The organism is Actinoplanes sp. NPDC048791, assembly GCF_040650095.1.
Taxonomy (GTDB): Bacteria; Actinomycetota; Actinomycetes; order Mycobacteriales; family Micromonosporaceae; genus Actinoplanes.
The window spans coordinates 1-22,019 of the sequence record NZ_JBEZGQ010000026.1; the positions used below are offsets into that span (position 1 = coordinate 1).

Consider the following 22,019-nt stretch of genomic DNA (forward strand, 5'->3'; position numbering starts at 1 on the left):
CAGCACCAGGCCGGTGCGGGTCACGTTCGGGTCGCCGGGGACCGTCGCGAGTCCGAAGTCGGTCAGGACGACGCGGCCGTCCTCGCTGATCAGCACATTGCCCGGCTTCACGTCGCGGTGCACGACGCCGGCGCGGTGCGCGGCGCGCAGGGCGTTCAGCACGCCGAGGCCGATCTCCGCGGCGCGGACCGGGGCGAAAGGCCCGTCCGCGGCGAGGATGTCCTGCAAGGACCGCGACGGGACGTACTCCATGACGATCCACGGATCGGCATCGGTGCGCAGCACGTCGAAGACGCGGACCACGTTGATGTTGTTGAGCCGGGCGATGGCGCGCGCTTCCCGCAGCGAACGCTCGCGCATCTCCTGCCGCTCCTCGGGGGTCAGCCCCGGTGGCGGCACGAGCTCCTTGATGGCGACCTCGCGGTGCAGGACGACGTCGGTCGCCCGCCAGACACGACCCATCCCGCCCTGACCGAGCGGCGCAACGAGCCGGTAACGGTCAGCGACAATGAGCGGAGGGGAAGTAGACATCACGCAGAAAATACCCGGTCATGTCGAGCCGCAGCGAATCGATCAGCCGAGTGTGGGACGCGTGTCACCGAGAACCTCCCGCAAGGCCTTAAGCTTGATCAATGGATGAGGAACCGCTGGTCAGCGTCGTGCGCGGCACACCGACCCCGGAAGAGCTGGCGGCGCTGGTGTGCGTCCTGGCCGGCCGGGCCGTGAGCGGTGATTCACGTTCACGCACGCCGGCCGCGACGCCGTGGACAAGAAGCGCCCGCCCGGCCGCGGTCCGGCCGTCCTGGCGATCCTCGGGACAACCCCGCTAGACATCGACGGGTCTCGGTAGCGTTGCGACTGTCCATAGCCCTGGGTAGGGGCTGCAGCAACAAGCGGTAGCAGACTACTCTCGCGGGAGATTTCGCACTCTCGGGGGAGGGCCTGGACCATGATCGCAGACGACGGACCACCGCCGCTGATCGGCAGTGAAAGCTCGATCGAGACGGACATCCGCGCGATGGAAGAGTTCGCCGCGACGCTCGCCAACGAGGTCCAAACGGGATACGACCCGCAGCTGCAGAAGGTCATCCCGGCCATGCTGACCGAGCTGCCGACCCCGAACTCCGACTTTCCAGAGTTTGCGAGCTTCATGCAGCTGCACCACGAGGTCCAGCAGCAGACCTTCTCCAACACCTTCAACTTCCGCGACGGCACTCACCACTTCGCGGTGGTCGCGCAGTCGATCAGCAAGGAGTACGCCTCCAGCGACGCCTTCGCCCAGGCGAAGGTCCGCGACGTCAACGACGGCTTCGCAGCGGCGAGCGACCCGCTGAGGAGCGAGACCGGAACAGGGGAGAACGGCTGATGCTGATCGCTGACGGGGGCGGCGGCTATGGCGGCACCCACTGGGCGTCCAAGGAAGTCCCGGCCATGTGGGCAGCCATCGCCAACCAGGACACCGAGGCGCACTATCAGGTGGTCGGCGGCTGGAGCAAGACGGCCGATCTGACGCTCGCGCACCTCGCTCAGGTCCGGGTGTACCGCGACAATCTGGCTAGCGTGTGGCCACCGTCGAAGAGCCCGGCCGCGGCGGCTTACATCGCCCGCCTCGACAAGCTGATGGCTGATCTCCAGGCGACTCACGACGCCGCGTCGGCCAATTACACGGCTTTCTCGACGGTGACGCTGACGTTGAGTTTGGCCCGGCAGAAGCTTGAGGCGCTGTACGACAAGTACGAGAGCAATGCCAAGCAGAACTTTGTCTGGCAGCAGAAGCGGGATGCTGCGGCGGCATCGCCGACTCCGTCGCCTACGCCGACGCCTTCGCCGTCTCCGGGGCCGTCGCCTACGGCTCAGACACCGCCGGTGTCTGCGGCGGCGCAGGAAGAGCTGAACCGGCAGGCTCGGGTCATCATGTACGACCTGAGCAGCACGGTGTTGAGTGGGCAGGCGGCCCTTCAGAAGCCAAAGCCTTATAACCCTCAACAAGGGCAGGTTGGCACCGGAGAAGAGAATCAACGGAGCGATGGAGGCGTGGGCGGCTTCGCCACTCCACCGATTATTCCGCCGCCCGGCGGAGGTGGTGGCGGATCCTCCGGAGGATCAGTCATCCCCAATACGTCATCCCACGTCGCCCCGGTGACGCCGACAACGCACACTCCGGTGGGTACCGGTCCTGTCACGGGTGGCGTTGGCACCGGCCCGATCCTGGGCGGGGTTGGTAACCAGCCAGTCATCACGCCGCCCAATCCGGGCCTGCAGCCACCGGTTCCGACACCCGCGCCTTCTGGGCCAGGCCCGGTGCCAGGACTCATTGGAACCCCAGGCGCGAGTGGTCTCCTCCCGAACAGTGGCCCGCTGCCGAACGGCACGGGAGCGCCACGATCAGGCCTCGTCAAGCCGGGCATGCCTGGCGGCGCCGGCCGCATGACGATGCCGTCGGGCGGCGTCATCGGCGCCAACCCGGGCAGCGGGATGATCGGGCAGATGCCGACCGGCGCCCAGGGCGGCCGTCCGCCCGGCGCGGGTCGAGTGAATCCCGTCGGTGGAGTCATCGGCCAGCAGGGCGGCGCCCCGCAGGGCCGAGGCGGCACGCCGGCCCACGGCATGCCGATGCAGAACGGACCGATGGCGGGAAACCAGGGACGCACTCGGGGTCGGCGCCAGGAAGGCGAGCAAGAGCGCTGGGATCCGGACAATCCGTGGTCGACCGAGGAAGGCGTTGATCCGGTCGTCCTTCCGCCGGACGATTTCGGTCCTATTGACCCGGGTCCCGCTATCGGTTATCCGAGATGAGACGAAGAGTAATCGCTTTGTTCGCGGCGGCGCTGGCTGGAGCTGGCGCCGCCGCTTACGGCACTCCCGCCTTTGCGGACACCCGGCAAGACCAGTGGCATCTCAGTTATTTGAAGATTGATGAAGCGCATCGCATCAGCACCGGTAAAGGTGTCACTGTAGCCGTCATTGACTCCGGCGTAGCGAAGCATCCCGACCTTCCAGGCGTCGTAAGCGGTACCGACTTATTTAAACCCGGCGGCGATGGACGCACCGATCTCACCGGACATGGCACCAGCATGGCCGGCCTCATCGCCGCCCATGGCAACAGTCGAAAGCGCGCTCTAGGGATCGCGCCCGACGCGAAGATCATTCCAATCCGGGTACTCGGCAAAGGCAGGACTATTGGCAGTCTCGGCCCCGCCGTTCGGTATGCCATTTCACATGGCGCCAAAGTAATCAATATCTCTCTTGGCGGCGGAGTCGCCCCTGACGACATCAAGGGGATTCAAGAAGCCGAGGAAGCCGATGTAGTGGTCGTTGCGGGAGCGGGAAATAAGCCGGACGCCACCTCAGTCGCAGCGCCCGCATTCCTAGAAAGCGTGGTCGCTGTAGGCGCGGTGGATCGCAACGGCAAGCAAGCCGCGATCTCGGTTTCAGGAGAGGCACTTGACATTGCCGCGCCCGGACAAGACATTGCGAGCACCGGTCGCACGGGCGGCTATATCGTCGGCCAAGACGGCACCTCCGATGCCGCAGCGATCGTTTCCGGGGCGGCTGCTCTGTTGCGTAGCAAGTACCCGAACATGAGCGCCGCGGAGGTTGTTGAGCGGCTTGAGTCCACGGCTGTCGACAAGGGTGCGCCTGGGGTCGACCCCGACTACGGGCACGGCATCATCGACATCGTCGCCGCGCTCAAGGGTCCCGCCGCCTCGGCCCCGCCGTCCTCCGCCGCGCCCGCCCCCACCACAACCACCGCCGCCGCGCCGGCTCCAGCCCCCCAGGCAGAACCCGAGCCGGCCAGCAGCAACACCCCGCTCATCATCAGCGGCGTAGCCGTCCTCATCCTCCTGGGCGGCCTGGCTGCCTTCCTCCTAGCGCGCCGTCGCTCCCACCCGCGCTCCTGATCATCCGGGCTTGTAGCGTTGACTCCCGTGCAGACCGACATCGCCCCTCGCCTGGTGCTTGCTTCCGCCAGCCCGGCCCGGCGCGCCCTGCTCGCCGCCGCCGGGATTGACGCGACCGTGCAGGTCAGTGGCGTTGATGAGTCCGTAGTAGAGGCTGACAACGCCGCGGATCTCTGTCTTGCGCTGGCTCGGATGAAGGCGCGGGCCGTCGCCGCCACGCTGCCCGCCGATCCTGACGTTCTGGTGCTCGGCTGTGATTCCGTGCTGGCGTTCGACGGGGAGATCCTCGGGAAACCGCACAGTCCGGCCGAGGCCACCCGGCGCTGGCATGCCATGCGGGGGCGGTCCGGGGTGCTGCACACCGGGCATCACCTCACCGACCTGGTCAGTGGCAAGCAGGCCGAGGAAGTCGGCGCGACCGTGGTGCATTTTGCCGATGTCACCGATGATGAGATCTTGGCCTACGTCGCCTCGGGCGAACCCCTGCATGTCGCCGGGGCGTTCACCCTGGACGGCAAGGGTGGTGCGTTCGTCGAGCGGATCGAAGGGGATGCCGGCAATGTCATCGGTTTGTCGCTGCCGCTGCTCCGGCGGTTGCTCATGAGCTTCGGGCTCACCGTTCCCCAGCTGTGGAGGGCGCAGCCGTGAGTTTCAAGGAGCTTCCGCTCACCCCTGAGCTGCATGACTACCTGCTCAGTCACAGCACGCCGGCCGATGAGATCACCACTGATCTCATCGCCGAGACGCGGGCTGTGGTGGCCGGGCATGCCAGCATGCAGGTCGCCCCGGAGCAGGCCGCGTTTCTGCGGTTGCTGACGTCGCTTCTCGGCGTACGGAATGCGGTTGAAGTCGGCACCTTCACCGGGCTGTCCGCGCTTTCCATCGCGCGGGGTCTCGCCGAAGGCGGGAAGCTGGTCTGTTTCGACATCTCCGAGCAGTTCACCCGGCTGGCGCACCGCTACTGGGAGCGGGCCGGGGTCGACGACCGGATCGATCTGCGGATCGGGCGGGCCACCGAGCGGCTCAAGGAGCTGCCCGAGGAGCCGTATCTCGATCTGGTCTTCATCGACGCCGACAAGGGCGGCTACATCACGTACTGGAACGAGCTGGTCCCCCGGGTGCGGCCCGGCGGCGTCATCCTGGTCGACAACACACTGTGGTCGGGCCGGGTCGTCGACCCGCGGAGCGAGTCCGACCGGTTCATCACCGGATTCAACGACGTGGCCCGCAACGACCCGCGCGTCGAACTCGTCATCCTCCCGATCGCCGACGGCCTGACCATCGCCCGCCGGCTTCCCTGAGAAAGCCGGCGAGCTCAGAGAACGGTCAGCGCACGCTGCGCGCGAACAGCCGGGCCGCCCAGGTCAGGGCCAGCGCGGCGAGCGCGGCCATGATCAGCAGCCCCTGCCAGACGGCCGGGGCGCCCAGGTTGCCCAGGAACAGAGCGCGGACCCCGTTGACCGCCCACGAGAACGGGTTCCAGTCCGCCACCGCCTGCAGCCAGCCAGGGGCGAAGGTCAACGGCAGCAGGATCCCGGACAACAGCAGTACGGGCTGAGCCACCGTGTTCATCAGCGGCGCCAGCGCATCCTCGCTCTTGACCGCCAGCGCCACCCCGTACGACAGCGCCGAGGTCATCAACGAGATCAGGGCCAGCATCAGATACGCCAGCAGCAGGTTGCCGATGAACACCCGCAGGTCGAAGGCGAGCGCCAGCAGCGTGATGATCACCGCTTGGGCCAGCAGGGACACGGTGTCGCGCAGTGACCGTCCCAGCAGCAGGGCGAACCGGCTGACCGGGGTGACCCGGGAGCGCTCGATCACCCCCGCGCGCAGCTCGGCGATCAGGCCGAAGCCCTGGAACAGTCCACCGAAGATGGCCAGCAGCACGAGCAGGCCGGGCACGAAGATCTCGTACGCCTCGGCGTTGGTCCGCACGCCCAGCGCCGGCTTGAGCAGCGGCGCGAACAGCAGCAGGTACATCACCGGCTGGAAGATGCCGACGAGGATCCAGACCGGGTTGCGCAGCAGCAGCTGCATCTGCCGCTGGAAGATCAGTGAGGTGTCGCGTACCAGTTTCACAGCTCAGCTCTCCCGCAGCGATCGGCCGGTCTTGGTCAGGAACACGTCGTCGAGGCTGGGCCGGTGCAGCTCGATCGTGCCCAGCGGCACCGAGGCGCCGTCCAGCGCGCGCAGGATCAGCGGGATCGCGGTCGCGCCCTCGTCGACGTAGAGCCGGACGCTGTCCTCGTGGGTCTCCAGCTTGTTGACGAAGTCGGCCGAGCCCAGCACTTCGGCCGCCCGCGCCGGTGACGCCACCCCGACCCGGACCACGTCGCCGGAGATCTCCCGCTTGAGCGCGGCCGGGGTGCCCGAGGCGACGATCTCGCCGTTGTCCATGATCGAGATGCGGTCGCAGAGCGCGTCCGCCTCATCCAGGTAGTGCGTGGTGATGAAGACGGTCATGCCCTCGGCGCGCAGCCGGCGGATCTCGTCCCACATGTGGGCCCGGCTCTGCGGGTCGAGGCCGGTGGTCGGCTCGTCGAGGAAGACCACCTTCGGCTCGTGGATGATGCCGAGCGCGATGTCGACCCGGCGGCGCTGGCCCCCGGAGTAGGTCTTGCACTTGCGGTCGGCGTACTCGCTGAGCTGGAAACCTTCCAGCACGCGGGCGGCCCGTCCGGTGGCGACCGACTTCGAGATGCCGTAGAGGCGGGCCTGCAGGACCAGCTCCTCCCGGGCGGTGGAGTCGTCCCAGGTGCTGCCGCCCTGGGCCACGTACCCGATGCGGCGCCGGACCTCGCCCGGGTCCGTGCGCAGGTCGGCGCCCGCGATGGTGGCTTCGCCGCCGTCGGGCTGGATGAGGGTGGCGAGCATGCGCAGCGTCGTGGTCTTGCCGGCGCCGTTCGGGCCGAGGAAGCCGAAGATCTCGCCCTCGTCGACGGTCAGGTCGACGCCCCGGACGGCGTCGACGGTCTTCTTCTCGCGGCCCTGGCGGGACACGAAGGACTTCCGTAGCCCCCGCGTTTCGATCATGGTGACCCCCAGTCGTAGGCAGGCGGACGCCCGCCACCGGTCGTGAGGCAGCGTAGGACCGGTCGACGCGATAGTCAAACTTGATTAATCAGTGATCACCGCCGAGCCGGGAAAATACGGCTCGTCCTTCTCGATCCGCTTCGCGGTGCGCTCACACCAGCGGATCTCCGCCTCGGCCCGCTCGATCTGCAGCTCCCACATCCAGCTCACGTAGACCGGCTTGCTGTCGGCCCAGTCGGCGCCGATGAGAGCCTGCAACTGCGTGATGCCGGAACCGAGCTGGACCGCACGGTTGCGCAGGGCCGCCGCGGCCTCGGTGCGCGGGAGGGCCGGCAGGAACGAGAAGGCGGCCATGAACGGATCCGGCGGCGTGGCGATCGACCACCAGTTGCCCCGCAGCAGCGACTGGAACTCGGCGACGCCCTTCTCGGTGATCTCGTACGTCGTGCGGGCCGGCCGCGCCCCGACCTGCTCGGTCGCCACTTCGCGCAGCAGCTCCTCCTCGGCCAGCTTGCGCAGGGCGTGGTAGATCGAGCCGGGCTGGACGTTGGCCCACTTGTCGGCGCTCCAGCTCAGCAGCTCACGGCGTACGTCGTAGCCGTGCACGGGCTGCATCCACTGGACCAGACCGAGGATCATCATGCGGGTCGCCGACATATCTCACAGGTTAATAGCCAAACTTGACTGAGCGGCCCGCCGGTCCCGGACGATAGGCTCAGCCCGTGCGCAAGGTATTGATCGCCAATCGCGGCGAGATCGCCGTCCGTGTCATCCGGGCCTGCAAGGACGCGGGCCTGACCAGCGTCGCCGTCTACGCGGACGCCGATCGCGACGCGCTGCCCGCGCGACTCGCCGACGAGGCGTGGGCGTTGGAGGGCGAGACCGCGGCGGAGACGTATCTGCGCATCGACAAGCTGCTCGACGTCGCCGCCCGCAGTGGCGCCGACGCGGTCCACCCCGGCTACGGCTTCCTGTCGGAGAACGCCGACTTCGCTCAGGCCGTACAGGATGCGGGTCTGACCTGGATCGGGCCGACGCCGCAGGCGATCCGCGACCTGGGCGACAAGGTCACCGCGCGGCACATCGCGCAGCGGGCCGGCGCGCCGCTGGTGCCGGGCACGCCCGAGCCGGTCAAGCACGCCGACGAGATCATCGAGTTCGCCCGCGAGCACGGCCTGCCGGTCGCCATCAAGGCGGCGTTCGGCGGCGGCGGCCGCGGCCTCAAGGTCGCCCGCACCGCCGAGGAAATCCCGGCGCTGTTCGAGTCGGCGACGCGCGAGGCGGTCGCCGCGTTCGGCCGCGGCGAGTGCTTCGTGGAGCGTTACCTGGACCGCCCCCGGCACGTGGAGGCGCAGGTCCTGGCCGACACCCACGGCAACGTGATCGTGGTCGGCACCCGCGACTGCTCCCTGCAGCGCCGCCACCAGAAGCTCGTCGAGGAGGCCCCGGCGCCGTTCCTCAGCGACGACCAGCGCGAACGGATCCACACCAGCGCCAAGGCGATCTGCCGCGAGGCCGGCTACCACGGCGCCGGCACGGTCGAATACCTCGTCGGCCAGGACGGCACCATCTCGTTCCTCGAGGTCAACACCCGCTTGCAGGTCGAGCACCCGGTCAGCGAGGAGACCACCGGCCTCGACCTGGTGCGCGAGCAGTTCCGCATCGCCGACGGCGCGCGGCTGCCGTTCACCGAGGACCCGGTCCCGCGCGGGCACTCGATCGAGTTCCGGATCAACGGCGAGGACGCCGGCCGCAACTTCCTGCCGGCCCCGGGCCAGGTCACGAGCCTGACCTGGCCGTCCGGCCCGGGCGTGCGGGTGGACGCGGGCGTCGAGGCCGGCAGCGTGATCGGCGGCAACTTCGACTCCCTGCTGGCCAAGATCATCGTGACCGGCGCCGACCGCACCGAGGCGCTGCAACGCGCCCGCCGCGTGCTCGACGAGACGGTCATCGAGGGCATGGCCACGGTGCTGCCGTTCCACCGCCTGGTCGTGCGCGACCAGGCGTTCGTGAACTTCACCGTGCACACCAACTGGATCGAGACCGAATGGGCGGGCGGCGTCCCCGCCTTCACCCCGGTCCCCGTGCCCGAGCAAGATCAAGAGCGCGAAACCGTCGTGGTCGAGGTCGGCGGCAAGCGCCTGGAAGTGCGCCTCCCGGCCAACCTTTCCGGTACGCGCACAGTCACCCCAGCCCGCCCCCATGCTCGCCGCTCGGGGTCCGGAGCCCAGGCCGCAGGAGCAGGCGGCGCGGCGGCGCTCGCCGCCCCGATGCAGGGCACGATCGTGAAGGTCGCAGCCCAGAACGGCGATACGGTCTCGGAGGGCGACGTGATCGTGGTCGTCGAGGCGATGAAGATGGAACAGCCGTTGCAGGCGCACCGGGCCGGCACGGTGTCGGGCCTGTCCGTCGAGGTCGGCGCCACCGTGACGGCCGGCACGACGATCTGCGAGATCGCCTGACCGGCCACCTCCTCATCGGCTCAGCCGGCGGGGTCGCCCGACCTCTCCACCGGCTCAGCCGGCGGGGTCACCCGACCTCTCCATCGGCTGGCTCAGCCGACGGGGTCACGCGACGTCTCCATCGGATCAGCCGGCGAGGTCATGCGACCTCCTCATCCGCCCAACCGCTGGAGCCACGCGACCTTTCCATCGGCTCAGCCGGCGGGGTCACCCGACCTCTCCACCGGCTCAGCCCGCGGGGGTCAGGTGTCGGAGCACGGCTCGGGCTGCTTCGTCGGGCAGTTCCGGCATGTCCGGCAGGGCGCCGCTGAGCCACAGCGTCGCGAAACCGTGCGCGAGCGACCACGCCGCCAGCCCGGTCTCCCGCACGTCCGCGCCGGCCTGACCGTCCGGCAGATCAGCGACCCCCGAGTAGAGCGCGGCGCTCGACCTGTCCCGCGCGGCCAGCAGCGCCGGGTCCTCCGCGTGGTAGAGATCCGGACGCCACATCACCTCGAAGTGCGCCCGATGCGTCGTCGCGAACCGCACGTAGGTGACGCCGAGCTCGAGGAAGCTGCCCGTCGCCGCCCGGGTCTCCCGCAGCGCCGCCGCCAGTAGATCGAAGCCCTCCGCCGCCAGCGCCGTGAGCAGCCCTCGCTTGTCACCGAAGTGATGAGCCGGCGCGGCGTGCGAGACGCCGGCCCGCCGGGCGAGGTCACGCAGGCTCAGCGCCGCCGGACCCTCCTCGGCGATCGATTCAGCAGCGGCGGCCAGCAGCGCACGCCGCAGATCCCCGTGGTGGTAGCTCATGTCACCAGCATAACTTTCCATTGACAAGATGCGAGCGGCCGAGGCATCTTGGCAGTGACAAGTTTGGAGGACATGCGATGGCGCCCCTGTTCACTCTGTTCGCCGGCACGCTGCTGGCCCGCCTGCTCGGCCTGCTCGGCGTGGACGCTCTCGACGGCTGGCTGCCCGCGCTGCGGGTTGGGCTGGCCCTGATGTTCGTGCTGACCGGCCTGGCCCACTTCGGCCTCGGCCGGCGCGCGAGCCTGGTCGCCATGGTCCCGCCGCGCCTGCCCCGGCCGGAGCTGCTGGTCACGGTCACCGGAGTCCTGGAGCTGGCCGGCGCCGCCGGGCTGCTGCTGCCGGCGACCTACCGCCTGGCGGCCGGCTGCCTGGCGCTGCTGATGCTGGTGATGTTCCCGGCCAACGTGTACGCGGCCCGGCACCACGTCGAGCTGGCCGGCAAGGCCGCCACCCCGCTACCGCTGCGCACGGCCTTGCAGGTGGTCTTCGTAGCCGCAGCTCTCACCGTGGCGCTGGCCTGAGCGCCGGGCCACACCGGACCGGGCCGGGTGGGGCCGGGCCACACAGGGTCGGGCCACACAGGGCGGACCACACCCGGGCGGACCACACCCGGACGGGCCGCGCCGGACGGGCCGCGCCGAGGTCCGGAACGAGCCGGGCCAGACCGGGCCGGGCCGGGCCGGGCCAGACCAGACCGAGCCGGGCGCGGCCGGGTCGGGCTGAATCGGGCCGGCGGCGGCGCCGGGTCAGCGGAGACGGGTGATCGTCACCTCGACGGCCTGACCCGTACTGGCCGGCCCCGCATAAACGCCCTTGAGCGGCGGCACATCCCCGTACTCCCGCCCCCGCCCGACCACAACATGGCGCTCCCCCACCGGCACCCCGTTGGTCGGGTCGAAAGCCGTCCACCGGCCCACCCACCACTCCACCCACGCATGACTCTGACCGACCACACTGTCCCCGATCGCCGCCGACGGCTTCGGGTGCAGGTAGCCCGAGACGTATCGAGCCGGCAGCCCCATCTCGCGCAGCAGCCCGACGGTCAGGTGACTGATGTCCTGGCAGACACCTTTTCGCTGCTCCCACGCGTGCAGTGCGTCGCTCTGCACCCCCGTGGCACCGGGCTGATAGGTGACCTCACCGCGCACGAACTCGCAGACGGCCAGCGCGGCAGCATGCGGTGTCCCGTGCGCGGCGCGGATGTCGGCCGCGATCCCGGTCAGCTCGTCGTTCAGGCCGGTGCGTTTGGTGCCCAGCAGCAGCTCGTACCAGCGGTCGACGTTCTCCGGCACTGCCAGCTCGTCCCAGGCCGCGCCTTCGCCCTGCTCGATCAGGTCGCCCGGCGGCAGCGTCTCCACCGTGGACGTCGCCGTGACCGTGAGCGCCTCGTGCTTGGCGTGTACGTCGAAGGCCGTGACCACCGTGCCCCAGTAGTCCTCGTAGCGGTACGTGCGCGCCGGCGGCCAGACCTCGACCCGGGCGTCCAGCACCGCCTGGTGGGTCTCGTTGCGCGGCCACATCCGAGCCTCGTTGTAGGACGACGACACCGGCCCGGCGTAGTCGAACCCGCTGCGGTGCTGGATCTTCAGCCGCCAGCTGTCCACCAGAGGGATGCTCATGCGACCACCGCTCCCCGGACCCAGTTGACCGCCGTCGTCTGCCGGAAGTAGCGCCGCGAGACGGCCTCGTTGACCTGCGAGCATGTCTTCTCCAGGCTGGCCAGCACCGGCCCGAGGTCGTCGATCAGCTCGTCCGCGCCGCGGAACTCCAGGTTGGTGCGGGCCCGGCCGACGATCCGCTGCGCGTCCGTCGCCACGCCGGCCCGGCCGGGGTCCGGCTCCAGGTCGGCGAGGCAGCCCTCGGCGGTGGAGAGGGCGGCGAAGACCGAGCGCGGGAAAAGCCGGTCCAGCAGCAGAAATTCCGCCGCGTGGCGGTCGTCCAGCGATCCCCGGTACGTCCGCAGAAACGTCTCCCAGGCCCCGCTGGACCGCAGCAGCGTCAGCCAGGACGGAATGCTGCCGCCGGCGCGCTCGTGCGTGCGCAGCAGCCGCGCGGTCATGTCGACCCGTTCCACGCTGCGGCCCAGCACCAGGAACAGCCAGCCCTCGTCGCGGCTCATGGTGGCGTCGGTCAGGCCGGTCATCACCGCGCACCGCTCCCGCACCCAGCGGAAGAACGAGTGCACCCCCTGCTGCTCGACCCGGCGGCGAGCGTTGGGCAGGCCGTGCCAGGTCGAGTTGAGGCATTCCCACATCTCCGAGGAGACGGTCTCGCGGGCGCCGCGGGCGTTCTCCCGGGCCGCCGCCAGCGCGCCGACCACCGAACTGGGACTGCGCTCGTCCAGGCCGAGCAGGCCGACCACCCGGGCCGCGGTGAACGGCTCGTCCTCCATCGGCATGCCCATCACGGAGAGCAACGACCGGCAGGCCTGGTCCTCGCTGGTCCACGGGTCGGCCAGGATGCGCTGCAGGTGCACGTCCAGGATCCGGGCGGTGTCCTCGGCGCGCTCGACGTAGCGGCCGATCCAGTAGAGCGACTCGGCGATCCGGCTCAGCATCGCGGCCCTCCCTGCTGTTGTTGCTGCTGTTGCTGCTGCTGGGAGTCGGCGGCGCCGGCGCCCGGGCCGGGCTCGGGGCTGGACGCCGAGGGCAGCGGCGCCGGTTCGGCCGACAGATGCGGCACCTCGAACGGCGACATGTCATCGGCGTCCGCCAGCACCCAGGTGTCCTTGGAACCGCCGCCCTGGCTGGAGTTCACGACCAGGGCCCCCTCGGGCAGCGCCACCCTGGTCAGGCCGCCGGGCAGCACCCAGATCTTCTCGCCGTCGTTGACCGCGAACGGCCGCAGGTCGACGTGCCGGCCGCGCAGCCGGTTGCCGATCAGCGTGGGCACCATCGACAGCTTCACCTCGCGCTGGGCGATCCAGCCCCGCGGATCGGCGACGATCTTGGCGGTGACCTCGGCCAGCTCCGCCGCCGTGGCCTGCGAGCCGATCACGATGCCCGCCCCGCCGGCCCCGTCGACCGGCTTGAGGACCAGCTCACCGACGCGCGGCAGGACCTCCTCGAGCACCCCGGGCTCGTCCAGCCGGTACGTGTCCACGTTGGGCAGCAACGGCTCCTCGTCCAGGTAGTAGCGGATCAGGTCGGGCACGTACGTGTAGAGCAGTTTGTCGTCGGCGACGCCGTTGCCGACCGCGTTGGCGATGGTGACCCGCCCGGCCCGGGCCGCGTTGAGCAGGCCGGCCACGCCGATCACCGAGTCGGCCCGGAAATGCACCGGGTCGAGGAAGTCGTCGTCGATCCGCCGGTAGATGACGTCGACCCGCTGCTCGCCGGCGGTGGTCCGCATGGCCACGTCGTTGCCGACGCACACCAGGTCACGGCCCTCGACGAGCTCGACGCCCATCTCCCGGGCGATCAGGGCGTGCTCGAAGTAGGCGGAGTTGTAGACGCCCGGGCTCAGCACCACCACCGTGGGATCGGTGACGCCGACCGGGGCGGCGGCGCGCAGGGCCCGCAGCAGCATGCTCGGGTACGACTCCACCGGCAGGATCCGGGTGGCGGCGAAGACCTCGGGGAGCACCTGGGCCATCGCCCGGCGGTTCTCCATCACGTAACTGACCCCGGACGGGATCCGTACGTTGTCCTCCAGCACCCGGAAGGCGCCCTGCTCGTCACGGATCAGGTCGACCCCGGCGACGTGGATCCGTACGCCGTTGGGCGGGTTGATCCCGGCCGCCGCCCGCAGGAAGTGCGCGCTGGTCGCGATGATCCGCCGCGGCACCACGCCGTCCGCGAGCACCTGGCCGGCGCCGTACACGTCGGCGAGGAACGCCTCCAGCGCGCGGATCCGCTGCGCGACGCCCAGCTCGACCGTGCGCCACTCGGCGGCCGCGATGATCCGCGGGACGATGTCGAGGGGAAAGGGACGTTCGACGCCCTTGAGCGCGAACGTGATGCCCTGGTCCAGGAAGGCCCGGGCCAGCACCTCGGCACGAACGCCCAGCTCAGCGCTCGACAGCGGCTGCAGCGTGGCGTGCAGGGCCTCGTAGGTCTCGCGAGGCATACCGAGCTCGCCGAACATCTCGTCCCAGCCGGGGCCGAGGCGGTACTCCTCGAAAAGATCCGCCATGGCCTGACCCTACGGGCGACTCGTTGCGCGCGGGTAACAGTGGTCACGCCCACTTCACGGGCGGACTGCGGACGCATGTGGGGCGGGCCGCCGGTACGGGACCTACCGACGGCCCTGGCGCAGCGAGCCCGGCGTGCAGCCGGGCCGGCGCCGCTCGCCCGAGACACCGAGAACGGGGGACCCGGCGTATCGGGGACTGCCCCAAGGCTACGCGTGCCCGGCCCGCACCAGAAGCGGCTATCCGTACCTAGATCGCCAGAGATTGGCAGAAATGCCTCGCGTCACGGACCACACCGGCAACGTCCAGCACGTAGCGTGGCGGGCATCACCCTTAGCCGGGCCTGATCAGGGAGCATCCTGTACTCAGCTCATTCTCAGGGGCGCCCACGGAGAATGCCGTGAGCCCTGGAGCCGCGAGGTGGCCGACCGATGACCGATTTGTTGACCGTGATGGCAACACCGGCATGGGCGTACCTTGCGCTTTTCGGATTCCTCGCCGTCGATGCGATGGTCCCGGTGGTGCCGATCCAGGCCATCATGATCACGTCCGGCGCGCTCACCGTGTACGGCAACCTGAGCCTCCCCCTGGTCATCGCGGTCGGCGCCCTGGGCATGTTCACCGGCGACACGATCGCGTTCGTGCTGGGCCGCACTGCCGGTCACGTCGGCGGCCACTGGCTCAGCGGACGGCTGAGCGCCCTGCGACAACGCTTCGCACCCCGTAACGAGCACGCGGAGAAGCCGGAGTCGAAGACCCGCCGGGCCGCCGAGCGCTTCACCCGCGGCCTGCGCAAGCCCGGCCCGCTGGTGCTGCTGCTCTGCCGGTTCGTCCCCGGCGGCCGGATGGCGGCGGGTTACCACGCCGGCCGCAGCGGCTATCCGATCAAACTCTTCGTGATCTACGACGGCGGGGCGGCGCTGTGCTGGGCCACCTACGGCGGCCTGGTCGGCCACGTCGGCGGCACCGCGATCACCCAGTCGGCCTGGCGGCTGTTCGCGATCGCCGCCTGCGCCGCGCTCATCTTCGGCACCGCGGGCTGGATCCTGGCCCTCTTCGGCGGCCGCAAGGACGCCGGCGAGGAGAGCGACGAGGTGACGGCCGGCGACGAGCAGGCGCAGAGCCCGGCTGACGAGCGGGCCGACGACGAGCAGGCGGGCGTCGAGGACGCGTCGTCGCCGGACCTCCCCGCCCACCTGCGGCGCTGAGACAACGTCCCGGCCGCCGGCTCGGGACGACCGGAACACCGACAGGGACGGCGCCTACTGCAGCTCGTGCAGCATCAGCTGGCGGGCCGCCTCGGCGATCGACCCGGACAGCGACGGGTAGATCGTGATCGTGTGGGCCAGCTGGTCCACCGTCAGGTTGTTCTCGATCGCCATCGTGATCGGCAGGATCAGCTCGCTGGCCTTGGGCGCCACCACCACGCCGCCGACGATCTGGCCGGTGGCCGGGCGGCAGAAGAGCTTCACGAAGCCGTCCTTGAGGCCGGCCATCTTGGCCCGGGCGTTGCCGGTCAGCGGGAGCATCACCTGGCGGGCGGGCACCTTGCCGGCGTCGACGTCGTTCTGCGAGACGCCGACCGTGGCCAGCTCCGGGTCGGTGAAGACGTTGGCCGAGACCGTCCGCAGGCGCAGCGGCGCCACGGCCTCGCCCATGGCGTGCCAGACCGCGATCCGGCCCTGCATGGCGGCCACGCTGGCCAGGGGCAGCACGCCGGTGCAGTCGCCGGCGGCGTAGATACCGGGGACGTTGGTGCGTGACACCCGGTCGACGGTCACGTAACCGCCGTTGGCCACGTCCACGCCGTACTCGCGCAGGCCCAGGTCGGCGGTGTTGGGCACGGCGCCGACGGCCATCAGGGCGTGCGAGCCCTCGACCGTACGGCCGTCGGAAAGCGTGACCAGCACCCCGTCGCCGGTGTTGACCACCGAGTCGGCGCGGGACTGGTTGAGGATGGTCATGCCGCGCTCGCGGAAGACCCGTTCGATGGCCATGGCGGCGTCGGCGTCCTCGTGCGGCATCACCCGCTCGCGGCTGGAGACCAGCGTGACCTGCACGCCCATGGCCAGGTAGGCGCTGGCGAACTCGGCCCCGGTGACACCCGAGCCGATCACCACCAGGTGGCTGGGCAGCTCGTCGAGGTCGTAGACCTGGCGCCAGTCGAGGATGCGCGCGCCGTCGGGCACGGCGGTGGGCAGCACCCGCGGGGTGGCGCCGGTGGCGATCAGCACCGTGGTGGCGTCGACCGCGTATTCGGTGCCGCCCGCGGGGGTAATCAGGACCTGGTGGGTGTGACCCAGCGTGTCCTCGCCCATCCGGGCCCGGCCGGTCACCACGTCCACGCCCGCCTTGATCAGCTTGGCCTGGATGTCGCCGGACTGGGCCAGCGCGAGCCGCTTCACCCGGTCGTTGACCGCCTTGGCGTCGACCGTGACGCCCTCCAGGCCGGCCGAGCGGATGCCGAAGCGCTCGTTGTGCCGGTACCCCGTCACCACCTCCGAGCTGGCGATGAAGGTCTTCGACGGCACGCAGTCGGAGAGCACGCAAGCGCCGCCGGCCCCGTCGGCCTCGACGAGGGTGACGTCCGCGTCGAGTTGTGCGGCGACGAGTGCCGCCTCGTACCCGCCCGGCCCACCGCCGATGATCACGATCCGGCTCACGATAGTCCGACCTCCATTGCAGTGTTTTGTCGCTTTCGTGTCGCAGATGTGCCGACACGCACACCTCGTATTCTCCACCACCGGCCGTCCGGGCTATCGTCATCGCCGTGGGTCACTACGCCGCGTACGGTTCCAACCTCGATCCAGCCCGGATGCGGGCCTACTGCCCGCACTCGCCCATGGTCGGCGTCGGGTGGGTGGAGGGCTGGCGCCTGACGTTCGCCGGCGAGGGCGACATGGGCTGGGAGGGCGCGGTCACCACGATCGTGGAGTCCCCGGGCGACCGGGTCTTCGTCTCGCTCTACGACGTGCACCCGTGGGACGCCGCCCAGCTCGACGAGGTCGAGGGGGTGACCGCGGGTGCGTACCAGAAGCTCACCGTGCGTGTCTCCACGCTCGAGGGCGAGTTCAGCGCCTGGGTCTACGTCTTCGACGGCTACGAGGGCGGCATGCCGACGGCCTGGTATCTCTCCGAGATCGCCAACGCGGCCGAGAAGGCCGGCGCGCCGGACGACTACGTGGCCGAGCTGCGCCAGCGGCCCACCCGCACCGCCTCGCCCGAGCTGTAGCCCTCAGACCGTCCGCTCGTAGATGTTGGCCTCGTAGAGCGGCCGCATCCCGACCGCGCGGTAGAGCCGCGCGGCCTCGGTCGGATTGGCCAGGTCAACCCCCAGGCCGGCCGTCGTGCGTCCCTTGGCCGCATAGGCCGCGAAAGCCCGGTGCAGCAGAGCCGCACCCACACCCCGACGACGGTACGGCCGCAGCACCGCCAGCGACCGCACCCAGCCGCCGTTGTCCTCGGCGCTGGAATCGGACGACTGGAGCACCCCGGCCCACTCACCGTCGACCTCCCCGACGAACCACTCGTCCCAGGCGACGCTCGCCTCGCCGGCCACCTGCTGCCGCCAGGTGTCGTAGCCGGTGGCGTCGTGGTCGCTGTCCCGGAACGCCTCCTCGATGGTGGCGTGGAACCGGCGCAGCTCGGCCTCGTCGTCGTGGCGCAGCGGCCGGACGGTGACACCGGGCGCCGGCTGCGGGACGGTGACCGGGCCGTCCAGCGCCATGGTCATCCGCGCGTGCTGCTTGACGAAGGCGAAACCGGCGTCGGTGAGCGCCGAGATCCACGGCTGCTCGGTCGGGACCGCGCCGGCCCGGACCGCGTACGGGTCGTGCCCGAACTCCCGGCCCCGCTCGGTGACCCGGTCGAGCAGCCGGTCGAGCAGCGGGCGCAGGGCGGGCACCCCACGCTCGGGCCACACGTAGACCTCGATGAACTCGCGCGCGCCACCCGAGGGGTTGTCCGGATACGCCCAGCCGACGATCTCACCGGCGGCGTCCAGCGCCACCCAGCAGTCCCGGGCCGGATCGGTGTGCGGCATGGTCAGCGCCGCGCGCACCTCCTCGGCGGTGTAGTCGGGCTCACCGACCGCGGCGATGTCGCTCGCGTGGGTCAGCCGGAGCAGCTCCGGCACGTCGTCCAGGGTCGGCCGGCGGGTACGCCAGCCCTCGGGCAGTTCCGTCACCCGGAAATCTGAGCACAGCGACGCGGCCGCACCAACCGTTTTTCAGCGGCTCAGCCGGTGCGACAGCGAGGTCAGCAGGCCGATCAGCTCGATCCGCTCGGCCCGGTCGAGGCGCGCGTACGCCTGCCCGGCCAGCGAGTCGGCCACCGACTCGGCCCACATGAGCCGCCGCACGATCGGCCCCGGCGACGGATACGGCGGCTGCCAGCCGAACGCCACCGCGTCCGTCTCACCGTCCGGGCCCGCGATGATCGCCTCCAGCGGGGTGAGCCCGCTGGCCCGGACCGCCACCACGTGCACGCCCAGCCGGTGCTCCTGCAGCAGGTGCAGCATCACCGCGGCCTGGGCACCCGCCGAGGCGTCCGGCACGGGCATCGCCCGCCACGCCGCGAACAGGGTCAGACCCGCGGCGTCCACCGCCTCCACGACCCGCTTGGCCAGCTCCAGCAGCCTGGTCAGCCGCGGGAAGCCACCGAGCTCGTCCACCCCCCACCGGCACAGCTCGTGCAGGTGCCAGGTCGCCACCTCCACCGGTGGCGTCGTCTTGGCCGCGGCCTCCCAGCCGTCGGTCACCGCCTCGGGGGCGATGAAGCCGATCGCCGCGGCGACCGTCTCCGGGCGTACGTCGCCGAGCGCGCCGGCCCGGGCCGACACGTGGTACGCCCACCCGGACAACCCCATCAACCGCGCACGGCGCAGCGTCTGCGGGGACTCGGCGAACGCCCCGACGAGGTTGGCGAGTCCCGGCTTGGCGTTGGCGGCTGCCTGTTCGGGGGTCACCTGAGCGATTCTGCTCCCCCTGACCGGTTCGTGAAAATGGCCTACTGATCCGGTTCATCCGCGTCGAGATCCTCCAGGGCCGCCTCGACGTCCCCGACCTCACGCCGCGCGGCCGACGCGTCCCGTTCCGCCGAGCGCCGCGCCAGCTTGCGCCGGGACACCTCGGCCTGCGCCACGATCCGCTGTCGTTCCAGCTCAGCGAGCTGTTCCTCGATCTCGTCGACGGCGTGGGCGGCCTCCTGCTCGGCCGCTTCGGCGCGTTCCAGGCGGGTCCGGGTCTTGGCCTCGGCGGCCCGGGCGGTGGTCAGCCGGCGTTTGAGTTCGCGCCGCCGTTCCGCTCGTTCCTGCCGGGCTTTCTCGGCCGCGCGGCGTTTACGCTCCTCCAGCGCCGTGGGCCGGGCGGTCCGCTCGGGCTCCGCGGCGACAGCGAACGGGTTCGGCGGCGCCTCCACGTCCTCGTCCTCGTCCTCGTCGTCGTCCTCGTCCAGCTCGTCCGGCTCGTCGGCGGTGACCAGGCGCAACCGCGGGCGCGGCACCTCACCGAAGCCGGCGTACGTGGCCGCCTTGACCAGCCGTCCACTGCGTACCTGCTCGGCGATGTCCGGCTCGGCCAGGGCCGCGGTCAGCGTCGCCTCGACCTCGGCCATCGGCAACTTCACCGTACGCAGCCCCGGGTCGTCCTCCACGGCGAGCTTCTGCGCGGCGTTGACCAGTGCGGACACCACCTGCCGGCGTTGCGTGGAGAGCTCGCGCAACTGCTCGCCCTGCAGGCTGCGCTGGGCCGAGCGCAGTGCGGTGGAAAGCTCCACCAGCTCGTCGATCAGCTCCGGGCGGCGCAGGGCGAGCAGGTTGACCAGCCAGGCCGCCACGGTCGGCTTGCGCAGTGCGGCCAGCCGCTTGGCGGTCTCCTTGTCGCCGGCCCGCTTCGCCTCGTCGATCGCGGCGGCCCGGCCCGCGACGAAACCCTCCGGCGGCGCCTCGTAGAGCGCCCGGATCACGTCCTCGGTGCTGGTCGGCACGTCAGTCCAGCGTCGTGCCGGGCGCGACGCGGGCGTACCGGGTGCCGCCGAGGCGTTCGAGGTGGCCGTCGGAGACCTGGGCGCCGGTCTCGGTGAGCAGAAAGTCGTGCAGCGCGAACGCCCGGCCCGGCTTGACCGCGCGGACGAACTCGATCGCCTCGCTGAGCTTGAGCCAGGGGGCGTTGAGCGGCACGAACAGCGTGTCGACGTGCTCGTCGGGCGCGGTGAACGAGTCGCCGGGGGTGTAGACCGAGCCGGAGTCGTCGGCGATCAGGAAGCCCAGGTTTGCGATCCGGGGGATCTCGGGGTGGATCACGGCGTGCTGCCCGCCGTACGCCCGCACGGTGAAGCCCGCCGCGGTGAACTCGGTGCCCGCCTCGACCGGGGTGACCACGTCGGCGAAGGCGGTCAGCTTGGGCAGCACGTCGGGGTGCGCGAAGACCCGCAGATCAGGCCGCTGGGCCACGGTGTCGGCGAGCCCGTCGACGTCGAGGTGGTCGAAGTGCTCGTGGGTGATCAGGACAGCGTCGGCGCCGGTCAGCGCCGACCGTTCGCTGAACGCCCCCGGGTCGACGACCAGGACGGCGTCGCCACCCTCGAGACGTAGACAGGAATGCGTGAACTTCGTGACGCGCACGTGAGCCCTCCGGTGCCGAATCGTGACCGCTCATGTCGCAGTCTGCCGGAACCGGCTCCCGCGCGCCGCACGTCCCAGGGGGCAGACCTCAACGGGGAACGGAGTATCCATGCGTGCTCGACGAAGGATCACCGCGGCGCTCAGCGCTGCCGGACTGGCCGTGACGTTGGCTCTCGCCGGCTGCAGCGGCGACGGCGCGGACAACAGCGCCTCGTCAGCGGGCAGTGCACCCCAGCTCGGCGAGCCGGCACCGGCCGAGCCTCCCGCCAAGGGTGAAGCGGACACCGCCGAGCGCGGCAAGGATCAGGCGGCCCAGGCACCCGACCTGCGCGTGGACCAGCGCTCGATCGTCTACACCGGCGCCATCACAGTCCGCGTCGAGGACGTGAACATCGCCGCCGCCCGCGCCGCCGGCATCGCGACCGGGGCCGGCGGCTTCATCAGCGGCGACAAACGCAACAGCGGCTCCGGCTCGCAGGACGCCACCCTCGAGCTGCGCGTACCGGCCGAGAAGTTCAACCCCGTGGTGGACCAGCTGGCCGGGCTGGGCAAGGAGGAACAGCGCGGCATCAACACCGAGGACGTCACCGAGCAGACCATCGACCTGGACGCCCGGATCGCCACCCAGCAGGCCCGGGTGGACAGCGGCCGCAAACTGCTGGCCCAGGCCAAGTCGCTCAACGACCTGGTGATGCTGGAACGGGAAGTGGCGACCCGCGAGGCGGACCTGGCCTCCCTGCAGGCGAAGAAGCGCCGCCTGGCCGACCTGACCGCACTGTCGACGATCACGGTGGTCCTGCTCGACCCCGACGCCGTGGCAGTCGAGGAGGAAGAGGGCGCGCCCGGCTTCCTGGCCGGTCTGGAGAACGGCTGGAAGGGCCTGCTGGCGTCGCTGGGGGTCGTCCTGACCGTGCTGGGCTGGCTGCTGCCCTGGCTGATCGTGCTGGCCCTGCCGGCCTGGGGGATCATCTGGCTCTACCGCCGCAACCGCGCCCGCCGCCCGGCCCGCACCCCGCTCGCCCCACACGCCATGCCGGCCTACGCGATGGCCGGCCCGGCCCCGACCTACCCACCCC

24 protein-coding genes are annotated in these 22,019 nt (G+C 70.7%); 11 read left to right on the forward strand and 13 right to left on the reverse strand.

The annotated features are described in order from the left end of the window. A partial coding sequence (locus AB0C29_RS04175; protein WP_360814862.1) for a serine/threonine-protein kinase occupies positions 1-531 on the reverse strand: 531 nt, incomplete at its 3' end. A 101-nt stretch (positions 532-632) separates the two neighbouring features. On the opposite strand from AB0C29_RS04175, the gene AB0C29_RS04180 reads away from it, so the two are divergent. From AB0C29_RS04180 to AB0C29_RS04205, 6 genes are all read left to right on the forward strand, one after another. After that, positions 633-830, forward strand: a complete 198-nt coding sequence (locus tag AB0C29_RS04180) for an acyl-CoA carboxylase subunit epsilon (RefSeq protein WP_360814865.1) — start codon at positions 633-635, stop codon at positions 828-830. Positions 831-949: 119 nt separating this feature from the next. Beyond that, positions 950-1,366: a hypothetical protein gene (locus tag AB0C29_RS04185; protein WP_360545349.1), complete on the forward strand. Its 417-nt coding sequence runs from the start codon at positions 950-952 to the stop codon at positions 1,364-1,366. Further along, positions 1,366-2,796 carry a hypothetical protein gene (locus tag AB0C29_RS04190; protein WP_360814868.1) on the forward strand — a complete coding sequence of 477 codons (1,431 nt, stop codon included), beginning with the start codon at positions 1,366-1,368 and terminating at the stop codon, positions 2,794-2,796. Before AB0C29_RS04185 ends, AB0C29_RS04190 begins: the two co-directional genes overlap by 1 nt. Continuing rightward, the gene (gene mycP, locus AB0C29_RS04195) at positions 2,793-3,902 is read left to right on the forward strand and encodes a type VII secretion-associated serine protease mycosin (RefSeq protein ID WP_360814872.1); all 1,110 of its coding nucleotides are present in this window, start codon (positions 2,793-2,795) and stop codon (positions 3,900-3,902) included. Before AB0C29_RS04190 ends, mycP begins: the two co-directional genes overlap by 4 nt. Before the next feature lie 27 nt (positions 3,903-3,929). After that, positions 3,930-4,550 (forward strand): nucleoside triphosphate pyrophosphatase, encoded by a 621-nt coding sequence (locus tag AB0C29_RS04200; protein WP_360814875.1) that lies wholly within the window; start codon positions 3,930-3,932, stop codon positions 4,548-4,550. Then, positions 4,547-5,203, forward strand: coding sequence for an O-methyltransferase (locus AB0C29_RS04205; RefSeq protein ID WP_360814878.1), 657 nt, complete (start codon positions 4,547-4,549; stop codon positions 5,201-5,203). The genes AB0C29_RS04200 and AB0C29_RS04205 overlap by 4 nt, the downstream gene beginning before the upstream one ends. Before the next feature lie 25 nt (positions 5,204-5,228). Here the strand turns inward: AB0C29_RS04205 and AB0C29_RS04210 are convergent, their stop codons facing one another. The 3 genes from AB0C29_RS04210 to AB0C29_RS04220 form a co-directional block, all read right to left on the reverse strand. Further along, positions 5,229-5,984 carry an ABC transporter permease gene (locus tag AB0C29_RS04210; RefSeq protein WP_360814881.1) on the reverse strand — a complete coding sequence of 252 codons (756 nt, stop codon included), beginning with the start codon at positions 5,982-5,984 and terminating at the stop codon, positions 5,229-5,231. 3 nt (positions 5,985-5,987) lie between these two features. Next, complete coding sequence (locus AB0C29_RS04215; protein WP_360814884.1) at positions 5,988-6,938, reverse strand: ATP-binding cassette domain-containing protein; 951 nt, start codon at positions 6,936-6,938, stop codon at positions 5,988-5,990. Between the two features lie 84 nt (positions 6,939-7,022). Further along, entirely contained in the window at positions 7,023-7,595 is a 573-nt protein-coding gene (locus tag AB0C29_RS04220; protein ID WP_360814887.1) for a PadR family transcriptional regulator, read from the reverse strand. Positions 7,596-7,660: 65 nt separating this feature from the next. On the opposite strand from AB0C29_RS04220, the gene AB0C29_RS04225 reads away from it, so the two are divergent. Then, entirely contained in the window at positions 7,661-9,400 is a 1,740-nt protein-coding gene (locus tag AB0C29_RS04225) for a biotin carboxylase N-terminal domain-containing protein (protein WP_360814890.1), read from the forward strand. Positions 9,401-9,628: 228 nt separating this feature from the next. On the opposite strand, the gene AB0C29_RS04230 is transcribed toward AB0C29_RS04225, so the two are convergent. After that, complete coding sequence (locus AB0C29_RS04230) at positions 9,629-10,189, reverse strand: TetR/AcrR family transcriptional regulator (protein WP_360814893.1); 561 nt, start codon at positions 10,187-10,189, stop codon at positions 9,629-9,631. Positions 10,190-10,266: 77 nt separating this feature from the next. Between AB0C29_RS04230 and AB0C29_RS04235 the strand changes: the two genes are divergently transcribed. Beyond that, positions 10,267-10,710: a DoxX family membrane protein gene (locus AB0C29_RS04235; protein ID WP_360814896.1), complete on the forward strand. Its 444-nt coding sequence runs from the start codon at positions 10,267-10,269 to the stop codon at positions 10,708-10,710. A 225-nt stretch (positions 10,711-10,935) separates the two neighbouring features. Here AB0C29_RS04235 and AB0C29_RS04240 read toward each other — a convergent pair whose 3' ends face one another. Genes AB0C29_RS04240 through AB0C29_RS04250 form a run of 3 tightly spaced genes read right to left on the reverse strand, consistent with a single transcriptional unit; the run spans position 10,936 to position 14,323 of the window. Next, positions 10,936-11,808, reverse strand: a complete 873-nt coding sequence (locus AB0C29_RS04240; RefSeq protein WP_360814899.1) for a transglutaminase family protein — start codon at positions 11,806-11,808, stop codon at positions 10,936-10,938. Next, the gene (locus tag AB0C29_RS04245) at positions 11,805-12,746 is read right to left on the reverse strand and encodes an alpha-E domain-containing protein (protein ID WP_360814902.1); all 942 of its coding nucleotides are present in this window, start codon (positions 12,744-12,746) and stop codon (positions 11,805-11,807) included. Before AB0C29_RS04245 ends, AB0C29_RS04240 begins: the two co-directional genes overlap by 4 nt. Further along, positions 12,740-14,323, reverse strand: coding sequence for a circularly permuted type 2 ATP-grasp protein (locus tag AB0C29_RS04250; RefSeq protein WP_360814905.1), 1,584 nt, complete (start codon positions 14,321-14,323; stop codon positions 12,740-12,742). Before AB0C29_RS04250 ends, AB0C29_RS04245 begins: the two co-directional genes overlap by 7 nt. Positions 14,324-14,752: 429 nt before the next feature. Between AB0C29_RS04250 and AB0C29_RS04255 the strand changes: the two genes are divergently transcribed. Then, entirely contained in the window at positions 14,753-15,529 is a 777-nt protein-coding gene (locus tag AB0C29_RS04255; RefSeq protein WP_360814908.1) for a DedA family protein, read from the forward strand. 54 nt (positions 15,530-15,583) lie between these two features. On the opposite strand, the gene AB0C29_RS04260 is transcribed toward AB0C29_RS04255, so the two are convergent. Beyond that, a complete protein-coding gene (locus AB0C29_RS04260) occupies positions 15,584-16,984 on the reverse strand; it encodes an NAD(P)H-quinone dehydrogenase (RefSeq protein ID WP_360814911.1) in 1,401 nt (466 codons plus the stop codon). Between the two features lie 107 nt (positions 16,985-17,091). Between AB0C29_RS04260 and AB0C29_RS04265 the strand changes: the two genes are divergently transcribed. Continuing rightward, positions 17,092-17,553 carry a gamma-glutamylcyclotransferase gene (locus AB0C29_RS04265; RefSeq protein WP_212994286.1) on the forward strand — a complete coding sequence of 154 codons (462 nt, stop codon included), beginning with the start codon at positions 17,092-17,094 and terminating at the stop codon, positions 17,551-17,553. A gap of 3 nt (positions 17,554-17,556) precedes the next feature. On the opposite strand, the gene AB0C29_RS04270 is transcribed toward AB0C29_RS04265, so the two are convergent. The 4 genes from AB0C29_RS04270 to AB0C29_RS04285 are packed head-to-tail and all read right to left on the reverse strand — an operon-like array spanning position 17,557 to position 20,943. Further along, positions 17,557-18,507 carry a GNAT family N-acetyltransferase gene (locus AB0C29_RS04270; RefSeq protein WP_360814914.1) on the reverse strand — a complete coding sequence of 317 codons (951 nt, stop codon included), beginning with the start codon at positions 18,505-18,507 and terminating at the stop codon, positions 17,557-17,559. A gap of 42 nt (positions 18,508-18,549) precedes the next feature. Then, positions 18,550-19,287 carry an SCO6745 family protein gene (locus tag AB0C29_RS04275; protein WP_360814917.1) on the reverse strand — a complete coding sequence of 246 codons (738 nt, stop codon included), beginning with the start codon at positions 19,285-19,287 and terminating at the stop codon, positions 18,550-18,552. A 41-nt stretch (positions 19,288-19,328) separates the two neighbouring features. Continuing rightward, entirely contained in the window at positions 19,329-20,306 is a 978-nt protein-coding gene (locus AB0C29_RS04280; RefSeq protein ID WP_360814920.1) for a hypothetical protein, read from the reverse strand. 1 nt (position 20,307) lies between these two features. Continuing rightward, positions 20,308-20,943: an MBL fold metallo-hydrolase gene (locus AB0C29_RS04285; RefSeq protein WP_360814923.1), complete on the reverse strand. Its 636-nt coding sequence runs from the start codon at positions 20,941-20,943 to the stop codon at positions 20,308-20,310. A gap of 109 nt (positions 20,944-21,052) precedes the next feature. Between AB0C29_RS04285 and AB0C29_RS04290 the strand changes: the two genes are divergently transcribed. Next, a partial coding sequence (locus tag AB0C29_RS04290; protein WP_360814926.1) for a DUF4349 domain-containing protein occupies positions 21,053-22,019 on the forward strand: 967 nt, incomplete at its 3' end.